Below are 16,487 nucleotides of genomic sequence, written 5' to 3'. Positions count from 1 at the left end.
ATTAATCCTTATTAAAAAATAATCGATATTAAACTTTAATATCTACAAATTTTATTTTTTAAATCAGAAAATACTTGACATTAAACCAAACTTCAATCTTAGCATTTAACTAAGACTTATAGGAGGATCATTAAAATGTTCAACACACTTAAATTAAGCCAATCAATCACCATATTATCTTCAAGTTTATTATTAAGCTTATCAGTTCAAGCAGCTGAAACGAATCCAGACCAAAATAATATTGCTTTAGTAGATAATAGCAAAACAACAACTATTGAGTTTGGTCCATATAAGGTGAATGTTCCTAAGGGCGGTTATTATGATCGCTTTCGTATGAACCCTAATTTGGATGAGGTTGCTAAAGACCCTGCTGCAGGTAATATTGATTATTTCCGTAAAATTCCCAAAAAACTGGTCGATACTCGAGTCGGCAAAGTTTGGTCACCTAATTTTTATTATCGTACCAGTAATGTACAGCTTTTAATGCTTGCTCCAATTTCTAAAGTAAAGGCAAAACTTCCAGCTCCGCTTGAACCATTACAGCCATTGCCTGGCTATGGGCTAGTCTCATTAACTTTTTTCTCATACACCGTCAATGATGTAGATCCATATGACGAGGTTTCTGTGGCTGTGGTTGTTCGTCAACCTAATGCTCACTACTTCAACACAACAGAATTATTAAGTTCTATGCGTAACCATAAATATTACGGTCATGTACTTGCCTTACCTGTAGACACCGAAATTGCACGTGTACGTGGTGTATATGGTTATCAACTACCTAAATGGTTGACTCCAATCGATATGACCATTGGCGATAAACAGGTACACGCTCAGATTTTTAATACAAATGGTACATCTGATCTTAGTTTGATTGCTCCTGTACCAAAAATCAAAACTGTAAAACCACAATCACGCATTGAAACGAAAACAATGTATCAACTTGTAGATGGTCAATGGCACAGTACTTCTGTCGAATCTAATACCCTTACTTTCGGGCAGAAATTATTTCCTAAAAACGTTCAAGTTGTTAAAAATGGTGGACCTATTAGTAATTTACTTGATGACTTAGGTGCAAACAAAGTACTTCGTTTTGACGTTGTAAAAGATGCTCAATTAGCACTTAATATGCCAATACCATTCCATGCATTTGACAATGCAAAACAAAGCACACCTGCTAAACAATAAGCTCTCTTCAAAATACCCTTTTATATTCTAAAAGGGTATTTTCTATTTAAGCATTGATCTTTTTATTTATATAATAATCGTAAGAAAATTATAAAATGACCGATTAATTTATCATTTATTTTTATTTGCATACTAAGCTTGTACATTTAAATCAAAATTAGAATTATTACTTTAACCCATTACAAGAAAACCAATTACAAAATCATTCTGTAATGGGTTTTATTCTGACTATGTTAAATCAAACTATTTAAGAAGGATTATTTAAGAAATGATCAATGATCCTGAACCTGAAATCTGAGTGACTAAATGATAACCCATTAATTTAGCAGGTGTATAACTCCCTGCTTTAACCTGATTCTCAAGTAAATAACGCACTACTGTAATAGAACCATTTACAGTCAAACTATATGCATTGTCAGTTTGTATACGTGCGGTTTTAGTCTGTCCATGTGCATTTTTAGCTTCGCCCCAAACGTAGGTCGGCAATTGGGCACGCAGTTCTGCATCAGGTCCAACCACAGATTTGCCAAGTATCGATTTAATTACTTTTTTGAATGGCTTGAATTTTGAATACTGGTCGTAAAGCATTCAGCATTTTTACAGCGAAAATCAATTTTGCAGGTGCTGGGACAAAAACTTCAATATTTGGAATAGCTGTCGTGTAAAATCCAGTTGCTACATCTCCCCAAGGCACACTCATCGCAGTTTTTTCACCATCACCAAAATCAATATTACGAACATGATAAGCCAGTGGAACCGTAACGATTTTATCATCTTTACGGATTTTACCACCTTCAGCCATACCTTCTGCACTGGTCTTGGCGGTATCTGGAGAAAGCCCTGTTTTTGAGTCAAAACCTAATACTAAATGGATTGCATCTGATAATGCTTCTTTCAACAGTTGATTTTAGTCCTTGACGTACAGCTTCATGAGCAATCAATTCGCCCGTGTAACCATTTGCACTATAAATTATCCAATTTGGAAGATTTAGATCATTGGTCATGACAAACCTCGTTGCTTAAGATGCAAATGAATAGTCACGCATACGTTTTTTATATTGCCGAGTACGGCGTGCCATCGCAGCTTGCTGTAAAACCAAAGCCCATAAAGGTGAAACTTTCGGGTTGGGTACTTTTCCAAGGCTAAGTTTTCTTAATTGGAATTTCACTGTTGCCATATTAGCAAGCGATGCCAATGTTTTATTGTCCCAAGTGATTGGTTTCAGTTCTGGCACAATATTTTGTCCATTTTTCCATTGATTAGGCAAGTTAGGATCAAGAGCCAAAGCCGTTGCGATTCCGACCATGTCTACACCACTTTCAACCACTTGCTCTGCAACTTGATGACGACGAATCCCACCTGTCACCATGACTGGCATTTTGGCAACTTTACGAATTTCTTGTGCAAATTCGAGAAAATAAGCCTCACGAGCTAAGGTACGTCCATCTCTAGCTTGACCTTGCATCGCAGGAGCTTCATAACTCCCTCCTGAAAGTTCAACCAAATCGACAGCATATTCATTCAGCATTTGTACCACTTGCTGAGCGTCTTCTGCACTAAAACCACCGCGTTGGAAATCTGCTGAATTGAGTTTGACTGCAACAGCAAAATCTGACGAAACAACTGCACGTACAGCTTTAACGATTTCAATCAAAATACGTGCACGATTTTCTAATGAACCGCCCCACTGATCTTGACGTTTATTACTCAAAGGTGAAAGGAATTGGCTCAATAAATAACCATGTGCAGCATGAATTTCAACACCAGTAAATCCTGCTTTTTCACCTAAACGTGCAGTATTGGCAAAACGCTGAATCACTTCATCAATCATCGCCTGTGTCATTTCAATCGGTGTATTAAAGCGATCTGACATTTTTCCTAAATCTAGAGCAACGGCTGATGGAGCCCATGTTTGTTGACCTAAATTAGATTGCATTTGACGACCAGGATGGTTGATTTGCAACCAGAACTGAGCCCCTTTTGCACGACCAATTTTTGCCCAGCGTTTAAAAATTTCTAAATACTTTTCATCTTCTAGTACCACACCACCCGGCCCTGTCATAGCACGGCGATCAACCATGACATTCCCTGTAATAATCAGACCTGCTCCGCCTTCTGCCCAAGCCTGATACAAACGCATGAGTGCCTCAGATGGTGCTTGATTTAGATCAGCCATGTTTTCTTCCATTGCAGCTTTTGCAATTCGGTTTGGAATAGTTGAACCATTTGGGAGTGTTAATGGATTAAATATATTCATTATCTTCATATCTCTTTAGATTATGTGAAATACTATAGGTTTAAAGTCAACTTTAATGTCAATACAATTTTGAATGAATTATCAAAATTAATTAGAAAAATAAAAATTTATTGAATTAAATTATAAATTTATAACTACATAGCTATTCAAATATAGATTTTAAAATCATCCCATCGAATACTATATTTTTGAGATCCAAAAGCTTTCAATAATAAAACCTGAGTCAATGACTTAGTCAAATTGTATTAAAATAGAGGATTGGCATGCAGATGATTAGCTTTGATTATCTAAGTTTTTGTTATTTAAAATTATTAAATTGAAAATCTAGTTTTAATTTTGATCTAATAGCATTATTCCTTCAATTGTATTGAGTCATATTTTAAAGTGGTTTGATTAATAATAATGCTCTCAGCATGCTCCATTAGGCTTTCTTATTGTAAACATACAGATAAAAAAGCCTAAATTCAGCAAATCACTTAATGTAAAGGTACATTTTCTAGATCTTTCGTTTGCACACCTAGTTCAGAACGAACGATTTGTTGCTCATAACCTGCTCGATCAAGCTTAGCACGTTCACTATGATCAATCACAGAAAACACGAAACTGGTAATAAATGCCAATGGCATTGAAAATAATGCAGGATTGTCATAAGGGAAAATCGCTTGTTCATGCTCCAGTACTCCAACCCAAACCGTTGGAGATAAAATGACCAATACAATGGCACTGATCATCCCTGTAAAACCACCGATGACTGCACCTTGAGTGGTTAAACCTTTCCAATACATAGATAAAATTAAGACTGGAAAATTTGCAGATGCGGCAATTCCGAAAGTTAACCCCATTAAAAATGCAATATTCATTTTTTCAAAAAGAATACCGCATGCAATAGCAACAATCCCTAAAGCAACCACGGATAAGCGAGATACAATCATCTCTTGCTTCTCTGAAGCTTTCCCCTTTTTAATCACTTTCTGAAAAATATCATGAGAAATTGCGGATGCCCCTGCAAGTGTTAAACCTGCAACTACAGCTAAAATTGTAGCAAAAGCCACAGCAGACAGAAAGCCTAACATGAGATTTCCCCCCAAGGCTGCTGCTAAATGCATAGCCACCATATTGGTTCCTCCCACCAAGTCGCCACCTAATTGGCCATTCACAAAATACTGCGGTTGTGTCCCAACTATTGCGATGGATGCTAGTCCTAAAATACACACAACTATGAAAAAATAACCAATATAACCAGAAGCATAAAATACAGATCGTCTAGCTTCAGCTGCATTTGGAACTGTGAAGAAACGCATCAAAATGTGCGGCAATCCTGCTAAACCAAAAATAAGACCAATTGACATCGACAAAGTATTAATTGGGTTAGATAGCATTGAACCAGGTTCGAGGACTTTTTCTCCGAGTTTATGCGCATCAATCGCTGCAACAGCCATATTATTTAGACTAAATCCAAATGCTTTAAATGCTAAAAATACCAGTACTGTGCCACCGAAGAGTAATAAAATGGCTTTTACAATTTGGATCCATGTTGTTGCGATCATTCCACCAAAAATAACGTATATAAGCATCAAACAACCGACCAACATCACCGCGATTTTATAATCTAAACCAAACAGTAATTTAATCAGTTGACCTGCGCCGACCATCTGCAAGATGAGATAACAACACACAACTATCAGCGAACCACAGGTTGCTAAAATACGTGTCCGTTTTGGATCTAAACGATAAGAAACAATATCTGCAAAGGTATATTTACCTAAATTTCTTAATCTTTCAGCCATGAGAAAAGTCAAAATTGGCCAACAAACAAAAAAGCCCGTCACATAGATAAAACCATCATAACCTTTAAAAAACACCATACTAGATACTCCTAGCAAGGTAGAGGCAGACATATAGTCACCAGCGATGGCCAATCCATTTTGTTTGGCTGAGATTGAATTTCCTGCAGTATAAAAGTCTTCCTTGGATACTGTTTTTTGTGCTGCCTTCCATGTAATAAATAAAGACAGTCCGACGACACAACCAAACATGATGATCGCAGTCCAGTTTCTTGATTCAACTTGAGGCGCTGCCCACGCTGAAGAACTTAAAACCGACAATAACACTAAATAAATCCATTTATTCATATTGATATTCCTTTTTGAGTTGTTCTTTTTTCCGATCAAAATATTGATTTGCCATCCAGATATAAATACCTGTTGTTAGCCAGCTAAATAAAATGATAAATGCTGCTACAGGTATTCCTATGGTAATCACGCTATGCTCGAAAGAACGTGCCAAAAACTGCGGTTGAAAAGTTGCTATCCCAATAAAAACAAAATAAACCACCAAAACAATTAAACTTAAACCAACCGCAAAGCGATTGCGCAATTTAACCATTTGAATAAATTTTGCATCCTTAATAATTTTTGTTTCGTTTTGATCGTACATAAAAATTCCTTTTATTTTTAGGGATCATCTTTATTTAATGACTTATGCAGCAGACCAAAGCATCAAAACATAAATAAACAAATAATAACCCCTAAATTCAATAGCTTATTAACTATGCATAAAATAGTCTTGATATTGCTCTCGTAACGTTTTTTTGCTGATTTTCCCTGTCGCTGTATGCGGAATTTCATCGACTAAAATGGTTGCTGAAGGAATTGCCCATTTATGCAATTTAGAAGATAAATAAATTACAATTTCTTCATGCTTAATGGTCTCCTTAGAAGATTTAGGCACTAAAATTAACAGTGGCCGTTCCCCCCATTTAGGATGATTCGCAGCAATCACAGCAGCCTCTACAACTTTGTCATATCCCATGGCTGCATTTTCAACTTCAACACTACTAATCCATTCACCTCCTGACTTAATCATGTCTTTGGCACGATCTGTGATGTGCATATATCCATATTCATCAATACAAGCAATATCACCAGTATCAAACCATTGATTTTGTTGTTCCGTATGAGCTTTACCAATATTATCTTTGGCATTGATGTATTGATAAGTGATCGAATGACCTTTTACTTCAAGTACCCCCTCATGTTTACCATCATGTGGAAGTAGCTCACCATTAGGGCCTTTCAATCTCATTTGAAAACCAAAAATAGGCTTACCACATTTAATTGACTGCGTTTCAGGCTTCTCTTTAATTTGATTTAAGCGGTTACAAGTAGCTAAAGCGCTTGTTTCTGTCATACCCCATCCATTTTCCAATGCAACACCATAGTTTTGCATTGCTTCAATCAATGCATAAGGTGCAGCAGAACCGCCTGAAATGGCTCTTTTCAAAAAAGTGTGGCTAATATGATGTTCATGTAAATAGTTCTTATAAGCTGTCCAAACTGTTGGCACAGCAATTGAAATATCGACTTTCTCACTTTGTACAAGCTCAAAAATTTTATCAATTTTCCCTGCAAATGCGTTCGGCCAAACAAGTTTTGCACCACACAGTACTGCGTTAAACGGCATTCCCCATGCACTGATATGATAAAGCGGAACCAATGGCATCATACAACTCTGATGACTTAAACCCACAACATCAGACATACTTAAAACTAATGCATGCAACACGGTACTGCGATGAGAATAAAGTACCCCTTTAGGATTTCCTGTGGTTCCAGAGGTGTAACACAGCCCACTCGCACGATCTTCATGAATTTCTGGCCAATCATATTGCTGCGGTTGATTTTGGATTAAATCTTCATAAAACATGAAATTAAACTTTGCAGATAAATCAGGATTCACATCTCCCAAGACCACAAAATACCGAACAACGTGTTTGATTTCTTCATAAATAGATTCAATAACTTCTATACAATCAGGCTCAAGCAGCAACATTTCATCTTGCGCATTACAAATAATATGTGCAATTTGTTCGGCTGCTAATTTAGGATTTACTGTATGATAAATTCGCCCTGTACAAGGAATTGCATAATGTAATTCAAAATGTTGATAGGTATTCCATGCCATTGTTGCAACTTTTGCATGATCAGAAACATTCAATTGCGCCATCACATTTGCAAACTGCGCAACACGGGCGAAAGCATCTTTATAGGTATAGCGATGCTTAGTTACTCCATCTGATTTCAAAGTTACTATTTCTTGATGTGCTGATACCATCAAAGCATGTTGCATAATTGAAGTAATATTTAAATTACAATGCATCATTAGTCCATTCATCATTATTATATCCTCACGAAATTTAGCAGCTTAACAAGATGCTCAGTGAGTAAATGCAACTATGATGCCAATATTTTTATTTATAAAAATCAATTGTTTATTAATTTTTCATATTTTTCTATTTTGAAATCATTTCATTTCTGAAATGATGAACGCATTAACTTCATACGTCGCCAAAGGGTTGTTCGGCTCACACCTAGCTTTTTGGCTGCAAGATCTAAATCACCACCGACATCTACAAGAGTTTCTTCAATCAAACTGAGTTCCTGATTGAGTTTCACATCCTTTAATGGCGATTGTTCAGTTTGACGTTCTTGAAGCTGGAATAATTCTGGAAGTTGCTGACTTAAAAATTCAGGTTGTATTAAAGTACGATCAAGCTGTAATAGTACTAAAATTCGTTCAAGCATATTTTCAAGCTCACGAATATTCCCAGGCCATATGTACTTTTTTATAGCTTTCACCAAAATATCGGGTAAATCATCAATCGATTTGTTTTGACGGGCCAAGAAAGTATTTGATAGATATAAAATATCATCTTTTCTTTGTCTTAGAGCAGGTACAAATATTCTTAAAATATTTAATCGGTAATACAAATCTGCTCTAAAGCGACCTGCTTTTACTAACTCCTCTAAATCGGCATGTGTTGCTGCAATCACCCGAATATCTAAAGAATGACTCACAACTGAACCTAGACGGTTAATTTGCCGTTCCTGTAATACTCTTAAAAATCTGGTCTGCAAATGCAAAGGCATATCACCAATTTCATCGAGAAAAAGCGTTCCATTATGTGCAGCTTCAATTAAACCGATACGACCGTTTTTTTTAGCGCCTGTAAAAGCACCTTCCTCATAACCAAAAAGTTCACTTTCGAGCAAGCTTTCTGGAAATGATGCACAGTTGATAGCAACAAATGGCGCTTTAGTGCGACGACTATGATGATGGATACTTTGTGCAAGTACTTCTTTACCCGTACCACTTTCACCTGTAATTAAGATGGTACTTTCAGTTTTTGCATAGGCTTTTGCAAGATCAATCGTTTTTTTAAAGTTTATATCCTGACTCAGTATTTGTTCAAAAGTATAACGTGTACTAAAATTTTTAGAGGATACTTTTCTAAATTGACTATTTGAATGTTCAAGTGCATTCAACTCCTGAACACTTAAAATATAACCATTAATATGATCATTTTTCAATTTGGAAATATACACAGCAAGTTTATGTTTTTTAAACTGAATCAATTGATGTGCATTTTCATCATCAATATCAAAATCAAGACCTTCAAAAATTTCATTTGCAGCTTTATTGAGTACATCTGTGGGCTCTTTTTCAATTAAAGCACTCATCGACTGATTAATAAACGAAATATTTTTTTGCTTACTAATAAAGCAAATCCCTTCATTTAAATGATTAAAAATTTCAGTTAAACGTAATATTGTATTTTGTTCGCGTCTAATTTTCTCTAAGGTCCTTAATGCATTTTGCAATAAGTCTTTCAGTGAAGGCACACTGATTGCCAAATGTCCGACCAAATGTTCATTCAATGCTAATTCAACTGCAATAGGTGAACCAATAATTGCATCAAAACCTTGTTTTTTAATTAAATGAACTGTTTTTTTAGCATCTAAATATGAATCATAATTAAATTGTTTAATGTCCAATGCAAAAATATCAGCATAATTTTCCAAATTGACTGTTGATGTACTCCCCATCAATGCAATACGTTTATATTGTTTCAAATTAGAAATCGCATGGATTACATCAAATGTTCCTGTTCTCAGGGTTTGAACATCGATATTTAATTTTTTTTGTAAGAAACTAGCTGTTGCTCCGGTACACAGCAGAATTTGACAACCATTTTTTGACAATGCCTTTGCAACATCTTCCACATCTGAAATATGGCATTCAACTAAATCGATTTGATCTGATTGTATTTCAGCAATCGCTTGCTCAACCAGTAAACGAAAACCATTAACATTGGGTTGTTTAATATACGTGACCAAAATATTAATTGGTTTTCGATTTAACATGCCTTACTCCATTATTTCCGCTCTACACATACGCTTAGATTGGCGAACAGCTGTGACCACCATCTACCTTAATTTCTACACCTGTCATCCCCTGACTGGCTTGTGAAGCCAAGAGTAATAATGACCCATTTAAATCCGAAAATTCAACAAACTTTCGTGATGGGATTTTTTTCAATAGTTGCTGTCCAGATTCACTGGTCAAATAATCTTGATTAATTTCAGTAATCATATAACCAGGAGCAATAGCATTTACCCGAATGCCGTATCGGGCCAATTCTACTGCCATGGTTTCTGTTAAATGGCGAAGTCCTGCTTTAGATGCGCAATAAGGACTCACACCTAGATTTACAGATTCAGATAAAATTGATGTAACATGAAGAATCGATCCCTTTTTTTCTGAACGAATCATGTGTTGTACAACTTCTTGCGAGCATTGCCATGGTGCTTTTAGATTGGTATTTACAATTTTATCCCAGTCTTCGTCGGTATAATCTAAAAATCGCTTCGTGTCACTCACACCCGCATTATTAATCAGAACATCAATCTCGACTTGTTTACTTTCTAGATCTTTAATCATTTCCTTGACTGCGGCACGATCATTCACATCTAAAGTATAAGGATGAACCTTGACATTAAAACGCGCTTTTAAATCTGTTGCCAATGCAGTTAATCGCTCCATGCGCCTTGCACAAATAATCACATTCGCACCTACTTGAGCGAATAGTTCGGCAATATGCTGACCTAAGCCACTTGAAGCTCCTGTAATTAAAATATTTTTATTTTGCACATCAAAAATATTCATGTCTCAATCCTTAATTTAAATTTGTTTTCCTAACAATTTACGTGCAATGCTCATTCGATGTACCTCATTCGCGCCATCATAAATTCTAAAACCACGAGCATCTTTAAAAATCTTGCAGACAATTGATTCATCTGTCATCGCCTGTCCACCTAAGATCTGTACACTGCGGTCAATCACACGCCAGATTCCCTCTGAACTAATCACCTTCACTAAACTGGATTCATAATTGGCTTTTTGCTCCGCATCTAAAACTTGAGCACAATAATGAACAGCCAAACGTGTTGTTAATAAATCCATTTCATTATCTGCAAGCATAAATCCAACACCTTGATGGTCACCTAAACGCTTACCAAATGATTGTCGATTTCGTGCATATTCAGTTGCGACATCATGCGCACGTCTTGCCTGCCCTAACCAACGCATACAGTGTGTAAGTCTTGCTGGTGCCAAACGAACTTGTGCATATTGGAATCCTTTACCAATTTCACCAAGCACATTTTCTTTAGGTATTCGTAAATTTTCAAAACGAAGTACCCCATGACCACCTGTGAAACAAGAATCCATTGCATTCATATTTCGTTCTAAAATAAAGCCATCTACATCAGTATCTGTCAAAAACATAGATGCTGTACCATCTTCCATTTTTGCCATAATAATCGCTACAGCCGCACCATCAGCACCAGTAATTAACCATTTATGACCATTAATAATATAATCATTTCCATCAAGCACAGCCGTAGTCTGCAACATTGAAGGATCAGAGCCTGCACCTGGTGTGGGTTCAGTCATCGCAAAACATGATCTAATCTCACCTGAAACAATTCTTTTCAACCAGCGTTGTTTTTGCTCATCATTAGCAACAATATCTAAAAGATGAATATTACCTTCATCTGGAGCATGGATATTTAATGCAATTGGTCCTAAAGCCGAATAACCCGCTTCTTCAAATGCAATGGCTTTTTCCAAATGTGACCATGCTAATCCCCCCATTTCTTGACTTGCATGCGGGGTCAGTAATCCCCATTTACGTGCACGACTCAACAATTCTTGACGTAATTCTTCGCTCGGTCCATGACTGTCTTGACGTGGATCTTTTTCTAAAGGAATAACCTCTTGCTGAATAAAATCTCTTACTTTTTGCTGCAAAGACAAAAGTTCAGAAGATAATGTGATCATTTTTTTAGCTCCATAAATCCGTTAGCTTTGGTATAAATGTCATAGACATCATCCATTGCGCTATTCAATAAATTCGATTTGTTTGGGTCATAAGGCGTAAAATTTTGTAATTTAATCCGTTTATTTAAAATACGGCTTTTATGTATTTCCACATCTAGAATATTCAGACAACCATAATCTTGTTCTTGCCCATACAGATCTTGACCTTGTCGGCCATAGACCCAGTTGATCATTACACGGTTTACAGCATCATGAGATGAAATCAGAATATTTTGGGCTTGGCTTGTCGCCAGAATCATACCTTCTAACCATGACAATACACGGTGTTCAAAATCAGACCATACTTCACCTTGCATAAACTTGCTGTGTTGCATTGTCTTATGGCAATAAGCATATTTAATTTCCAGTTCAGCATGATCAGGCTGAATTTCTCTTAATCGGCCTGATCGAATTTCTCGGATTTCATCATATGCAACCGTTCTACTTTTTAAACGTGATGCCGTTAAAATTTCAGCTGTTTGTATAGAGCGTGGCATAGTTGATGAATAAACTCTTCCAAACTCAACTTGTTTTAACTGCTCAGCCAAATGTTGTATTTGTGCAATACCTCGTGCAGACAATAAAGCAAATTTTGGATTAATCGGTTGATTCTGTTCATCAAAATAAGCAACATGACCATGACGTACTAGATATAAGCGTAGCCAATAGTTATCCATGATATGATGCCTTGGATTCAACCAACTTCATGTCCTCAGTATTCATGGCCTCTAATAATTCAAGTACATTGTCAATTTGAACATTTTCACGTAAATCTGAACACAACTGAACCAATGCTTCCTGAGCATCTTTGATCGGAAAATGAAAGTAGTCTTGCAGAATGCCTGTGCTGTGTTGAGAAAATCCCTCCTTGTTTAAAATATAGGCGCGCAGGATTTCAAAACTTTTTAATAGCATCAATAATTCATATTTGTTTTGATTTATTTGGGGCAATAATTCAGATTTGATCACGGCTTGGCTTGCATTAATCAGATCAATAATTTTCTGTTCCTTCATTCCTTTTCTCCTAAAAGATCTAAAATATTTTTTTCTAGACGAGGTACCATAAATTCAGTTAGGGCAAGCTCCAATGAAGGCTTTTGCATATCATCATTTCGATTCGATTGCTGCATAGCAATAATTGTCCAGCGCACATGTGCTAACACATGCCAAAATTTCATTTCAAATTCAGGGATATAAATCTCAGATTTTTCAGCATATGCGGTCATAAAATCTTTATATGACCCAATCCCGCCTGCGACATTTTGATCCTGACCAAAACGCCAACATTTGGCTGTAAACCAAGCAATATCTTCACGGCGATCACCCCACTCGGTAAATTCCCAATCCAAAATCCCTGACACATAATCATCTTCGATCATAATGTTACCTGTGCGAAAATCACCGTGCACCAATACAAGGTCATCGACTTTTGGTTGGTTTTTTTTCATCCACTGAATTGCATATTCCAAAACTGGACGAGATCGTTGTAAACAATCTAACTGTTCAATAAAAGCATCAAGCTTTCTTTTGAGATAATGCTCTGTATTAGGTTTCTCAAATAAAGTCTCTAAGGCTTGATCGCTTTGAATGGCATGTATCAATGCCAATTGATGCCCTATATCTTGAATGATTTTTTTGCGTTTTTCTTGATCTGAAATGCGAACCAACTTATGTCCTTCAGTGACCCCTTCAATTTTTTTCATGATGAAAAAATCACTGTTTAATAAACTGGAAGCTTTTTCAAAATAAAGCACTTGTGGAACTTTGATGCCACATTGATATAAGCGCTCTAAAAGTAAATATTCCTGTTTACGATCAGAACTTACAGCTACGCCTGATTCAGCATTTTTACGCAATACCAAAGAAAATGTTTGGTCTTGCAGTAACCAATTTTCCTGAATTGCACCACCACTCATTTTTTTAATTTTGATTTGATGAGTAGCGACCAAGCCTAGTTTATCGCATAGTAATTGCTGTAAATTTTGAATTTGCTCAGTATTCATCGATTGCTCCTTTTCATTTTGTTATTAGAGCAATTAATATGCCAAATATTTTATTATTAAATTACAACAACTTAAGTAAAATCAATCTTTTCAAAAATGAAATAAATTGCATCTTTGAAATTTTATAATGGTTCTTTTATTCCCGATGAGAAGTTAAAAATCGTTATTTAATCTTCTTAAGATATAAACTTTAAGTTAATTATAATTGTCATACTTAAAACTTAACAACCAATATACATACATGATATTTAATAGTTTTTTTATAATAGGTCTCTTTCATAAATCATTATTTAGCCAACTGAAAGTTGTAAATTCCAGCAATTAAATTAAACCTTAACCCTAGGCGTTTACCTCTATTTCTGTATCTTTCACATAAAATCCTAAAACTTTTTAATTTTCCAAATACATGCTCTATTCCTATCCTTCTTTTATTAATTTCTCGGTTATAAAATTTTAATTCTGATGCTAATTTTTGCCCTTTTTTTGCCTTCAAAGGGATCAAGCTTTTATCATAAACTTCATAAATTCCCTGAACCTAAGCCACAAAGAGTCAGTTTTAGGTGATTTTTTAAATTCTAAATACGGCGATTTATTGCACTTATTCATATTAAAATCGAACGTAGTTGCCCGAAAACAAAAAGCCCACTTTTGAAGTGGGCTTTAAGTTGCTGAATTAACAGCTATATTTGGTAGGCATATCCAGACTCGAACTGGAGACCTCTACGATGTCAACGTAGCGCTCTAACCAACTGAGCTATACGCCTAAGTGAGTGCGATAATATGCATTTTTTTAGATTCTGACAAGCCTTATTTACGTTGCTTCAGCACATTCGCACACTCTTTGAGCAATTTTTTAAATTTTAGAATATCTTGTTGATTTTCATCAGCTAAATAAACAAGATTTTGAAAGTATCGGTTGGCCTCCTCAAAAATGTCTCTTTGCTGAGTTTGCTCTGCCAAGCGCTGCATCCACTGTTGAAATGTTTCAGATTCAATTTTTTGATCAACTAAATCTAGTTTTTTATTAAACTGGAACAATATATACTCAATTTTAGACATTTGTCGAATCAATAGAAACTTAAAGACTCCCCAATACATCAAAAGTAATCCTAAAATCCCAAAGATTAAAATAAGCGAATAACTATAAGTAGATGTAAGACCAAGCTTTTTTAACCAACCATTTTGTTTATCAGCGTCATAACCCACCACTTTACTTTGCCATTGAAAACTGGCGTAGTCGCTCCAAACACGTAACGTTCTTAAAACTGAAGAATGTTGTAAACGTAAATTTGAATAGCTCGCATCACCAAAGATTGCGTTATTATCATTCATAATATTCTGCATCCCTTGATCTATACGCATTGGTGCAATAATTGCTGTTGGATCAATACGTTGCCAATGACCTCGTTGGTAAACCTCTGCCCAAGCATGCGCATCGAGTTGACGAACCTCCCAACTTAGACCATCAGGCGCTAATTCCCCGCCTTGATACCCTGTGACGACTCTGGCAGGAATTCCCACATAACGCATTAACAAAACAAAGCTGGAGGCATAATGTTCACAGAAGCCTTGTTTTGTTTGGAATAAAAATTCATCTACACGGTTATCGCCCAGTTTTCCCGGTGCTAATGTATAAACAAAATTCTCTTTTTTGTACCAATTTAAAATATTACGAATATATAACTCAGGATTATTCTGACTGCGTTGATACATCAATGATGCAAATTTTTGCGCTTGTGGATCACTTTTTAAAGGATAATCCAAACTATTTCGAAGTATCTTTTGTGTGAGTCCTTCCTGTTGTGTTTCAACAATTTGATTGCCAATCCATTGCAATTGAATTGGTTGTGTACGTTGCACTAAACGTCTTGGAGTAATTGACCAATCTTCATGTAAAGTAAATCGTTGTTCAATTGGCACTGATTTTTCCAGTCCAGTGATCCATTGTTGGCTTGGATCACTGGCTAAATATTGATAACGAAATCCCTCACGATGCCCTGTGATCGTTGAATAAGACTTATCCCGTTTATTGATAAAATCGCTAGTCCAAGTCGTACCATCATAACGATCCAAAACCAATGCTCTCCAGTATAATTCATTACGATTCGGTAACTGCTTCATATCTGCAATCACACGGAATGCCAAGGCACTGGATTGCGATAATTCAGCAATATCACCGGGAGACATCGTATCACTTAGACCTGTAACGGCTTTGTTATTTGGGATTGGAATTTGCCAAAGTGGCGGTAATCGTGGAAAAAACAGAAAGAGTAAGATAAAAAATGGTAAAGCCAAGCCTATAAATTTCAAAATATGGAATGAATCATTTTTCAGTGATTGTAAAACAGGTTGTTTAGTTTGAAAATCTGCTATTTGCACACGATATAAACCGATTAAACAACTCACTAAACAACACAGGACCAACAAGGCCATCCAAAAGGCTTGTGAATGTAGGAATAGACTTGCACTCACAAATAAAGCAAAGTTAAATAAAATAATAAAATCACGTTTAGTCTTGGTTTCTAGCGCTTTGGCAAATAAAAATGTGGATAAAACGGCTGTGCCTGCTTCTACACCTAAAAAAGTCTTAGACGTAAAATAAATAATCACCAATGCGATTAACGCAAAAATTAATTTTGGGTATTTGGGAAAATCTGAAATTTCGTGTTTATTCTGCTTTCTGTAAAATATGCCTAACCCGACAATATTGATTAAAAATAAAAGAGATAATGCAATAGGTATGTATGCAGCTTGAGCGACCAAGATCAAACTCAGTACCAACAAGATTGAAATTTGAATTGATTTATTCATCATCAGCACT

General features: G+C 35.9%; 13 protein-coding genes, 1 tRNA gene and 1 pseudogene. 1 reads left to right on the top strand and 14 read right to left on the bottom strand.

Features of this window, described 5'->3' with window-relative positions; all coding sequences use genetic code 11:
* Nucleotides 1-135: 135 nt before the first annotated feature.
* Nucleotides 136-1,185 (top strand): acetoacetate decarboxylase family protein, encoded by a 1,050-nt coding sequence (locus D7V20_RS11110; protein ID WP_120384355.1) that lies wholly within the window; start codon nt 136-138, stop codon nt 1,183-1,185.
* A gap of 261 nt (nt 1,186-1,446) precedes the next feature.
* Here the strand turns inward: D7V20_RS11110 and D7V20_RS11105 are convergent.
* From D7V20_RS11105 to D7V20_RS11040, 14 genes and pseudogenes are all read right to left on the bottom strand, one after another.
* A pseudogene (locus D7V20_RS11105) lies at nt 1,447-2,083 on the bottom strand (hypothetical protein); the annotation flags it as partial.
* A gap of 121 nt (nt 2,084-2,204) precedes the next feature.
* Nucleotides 2,205-3,443 (bottom strand): NADH:flavin oxidoreductase/NADH oxidase family protein, encoded by a 1,239-nt coding sequence (locus D7V20_RS11100; RefSeq protein WP_120384354.1) that lies wholly within the window; start codon nt 3,441-3,443, stop codon nt 2,205-2,207.
* Nucleotides 3,444-3,919: 476 nt separating this feature from the next.
* Nucleotides 3,920-5,575 (bottom strand): cation/acetate symporter ActP, encoded by a 1,656-nt coding sequence (gene actP / locus D7V20_RS11095; protein ID WP_120384353.1) that lies wholly within the window; start codon nt 5,573-5,575, stop codon nt 3,920-3,922.
* Nucleotides 5,568-5,879: a DUF485 domain-containing protein gene (locus tag D7V20_RS11090; RefSeq protein ID WP_120384352.1), complete on the bottom strand. Its 312-nt coding sequence runs from the start codon at nt 5,877-5,879 to the stop codon at nt 5,568-5,570. The genes actP and D7V20_RS11090 overlap by 8 nt, the downstream gene beginning before the upstream one ends.
* A 108-nt stretch (nt 5,880-5,987) precedes the next feature.
* Nucleotides 5,988-7,619 (bottom strand): long-chain-fatty-acid--CoA ligase, encoded by a 1,632-nt coding sequence (locus D7V20_RS11085; protein ID WP_120384351.1) that lies wholly within the window; start codon nt 7,617-7,619, stop codon nt 5,988-5,990.
* 131 nt (nt 7,620-7,750) lie between these two features.
* Nucleotides 7,751-9,646 (bottom strand): sigma 54-interacting transcriptional regulator, encoded by a 1,896-nt coding sequence (locus D7V20_RS11080; RefSeq protein WP_120384350.1) that lies wholly within the window; start codon nt 9,644-9,646, stop codon nt 7,751-7,753.
* A gap of 34 nt (nt 9,647-9,680) precedes the next feature.
* The gene (locus tag D7V20_RS11075) at nt 9,681-10,448 is read right to left on the bottom strand and encodes an SDR family NAD(P)-dependent oxidoreductase (RefSeq protein WP_120384349.1); all 768 of its coding nucleotides are present in this window, start codon (nt 10,446-10,448) and stop codon (nt 9,681-9,683) included.
* A gap of 15 nt (nt 10,449-10,463) precedes the next feature.
* Nucleotides 10,464-11,624 carry an acyl-CoA dehydrogenase family protein gene (locus D7V20_RS11070; protein ID WP_120384348.1) on the bottom strand — a complete coding sequence of 387 codons (1,161 nt, stop codon included), beginning with the start codon at nt 11,622-11,624 and terminating at the stop codon, nt 10,464-10,466.
* On the bottom strand, nt 11,621-12,340 hold the full coding sequence (locus D7V20_RS11065) for a histidine phosphatase family protein (RefSeq protein WP_120384347.1): 720 nt from the start codon (nt 12,338-12,340) through the stop codon (nt 11,621-11,623). The genes D7V20_RS11070 and D7V20_RS11065 overlap by 4 nt, the downstream gene beginning before the upstream one ends.
* Nucleotides 12,333-12,677, bottom strand: a complete 345-nt coding sequence (locus tag D7V20_RS11060) for a hypothetical protein (protein WP_120384346.1) — start codon at nt 12,675-12,677, stop codon at nt 12,333-12,335. Before D7V20_RS11060 ends, D7V20_RS11065 begins: the two co-directional genes overlap by 8 nt.
* Nucleotides 12,674-13,666, bottom strand: a complete 993-nt coding sequence (locus D7V20_RS11055; protein WP_235831629.1) for a phosphotransferase family protein — start codon at nt 13,664-13,666, stop codon at nt 12,674-12,676. The genes D7V20_RS11060 and D7V20_RS11055 overlap by 4 nt, the downstream gene beginning before the upstream one ends.
* Nucleotides 13,667-13,952: 286 nt before the next feature.
* Entirely contained in the window at nt 13,953-14,192 is a 240-nt protein-coding gene (locus D7V20_RS11050) for a transposase family protein (protein ID WP_120384345.1), read from the bottom strand.
* A 161-nt stretch (nt 14,193-14,353) separates the two neighbouring features.
* Nucleotides 14,354-14,430 (bottom strand) — tRNA-Val (locus tag D7V20_RS11045).
* A gap of 43 nt (nt 14,431-14,473) precedes the next feature.
* A complete protein-coding gene (locus tag D7V20_RS11040; RefSeq protein ID WP_120384344.1) occupies nt 14,474-16,477 on the bottom strand; it encodes a transglutaminase family protein in 2,004 nt (667 codons plus the stop codon).
* Between the last annotated feature and the right edge of the window lie 10 nt (nt 16,478-16,487).

The sequence above is a fragment of the Acinetobacter rongchengensis genome (genome assembly GCF_003611475.1).
GTDB classification, from domain to species: Bacteria; Pseudomonadota; Gammaproteobacteria; order Pseudomonadales; family Moraxellaceae; genus Acinetobacter; species Acinetobacter rongchengensis.
This window is presented reverse-complemented; position numbering and strand designations above follow the sequence as displayed.

Excerpts from the sequence above, each read along its gene's own strand:
- D7V20_RS11110 (WP_120384355.1), top strand. The coding sequence starts at position 136 with ATGTTCAACACACTTAAATTAAGCCAATCAATCACCATATTATCTTCA.
- D7V20_RS11100 (WP_120384354.1), bottom strand. The coding sequence starts at position 3,443 with ATGAATATATTTAATCCATTAACACTCCCAAATGGTTCAACTATTCCA.
- actP (WP_120384353.1), bottom strand. The coding sequence starts at position 5,575 with ATGAATAAATGGATTTATTTAGTGTTATTGTCGGTTTTAAGTTCTTCA.
- D7V20_RS11090 (WP_120384352.1), bottom strand. The coding sequence starts at position 5,879 with ATGTACGATCAAAACGAAACAAAAATTATTAAGGATGCAAAATTTATT.
- D7V20_RS11085 (WP_120384351.1), bottom strand. The coding sequence starts at position 7,619 with ATGATGAATGGACTAATGATGCATTGTAATTTAAATATTACTTCAATT.
- D7V20_RS11080 (WP_120384350.1), bottom strand. The coding sequence starts at position 9,646 with ATGTTAAATCGAAAACCAATTAATATTTTGGTCACGTATATTAAACAA.
- D7V20_RS11075 (WP_120384349.1), bottom strand. The coding sequence starts at position 10,448 with ATGAATATTTTTGATGTGCAAAATAAAAATATTTTAATTACAGGAGCT.
- D7V20_RS11070 (WP_120384348.1), bottom strand. The coding sequence starts at position 11,624 with ATGATCACATTATCTTCTGAACTTTTGTCTTTGCAGCAAAAAGTAAGA.
- D7V20_RS11065 (WP_120384347.1), bottom strand. The coding sequence starts at position 12,340 with ATGGATAACTATTGGCTACGCTTATATCTAGTACGTCATGGTCATGTT.
- D7V20_RS11060 (WP_120384346.1), bottom strand. The coding sequence starts at position 12,677 with ATGAAGGAACAGAAAATTATTGATCTGATTAATGCAAGCCAAGCCGTG.
- D7V20_RS11055 (WP_235831629.1), bottom strand. The coding sequence starts at position 13,666 with ATGAATACTGAGCAAATTCAAAATTTACAGCAATTACTATGCGATAAA.
- D7V20_RS11040 (WP_120384344.1), bottom strand. The coding sequence starts at position 16,477 with ATGAATAAATCAATTCAAATTTCAATCTTGTTGGTACTGAGTTTGATC.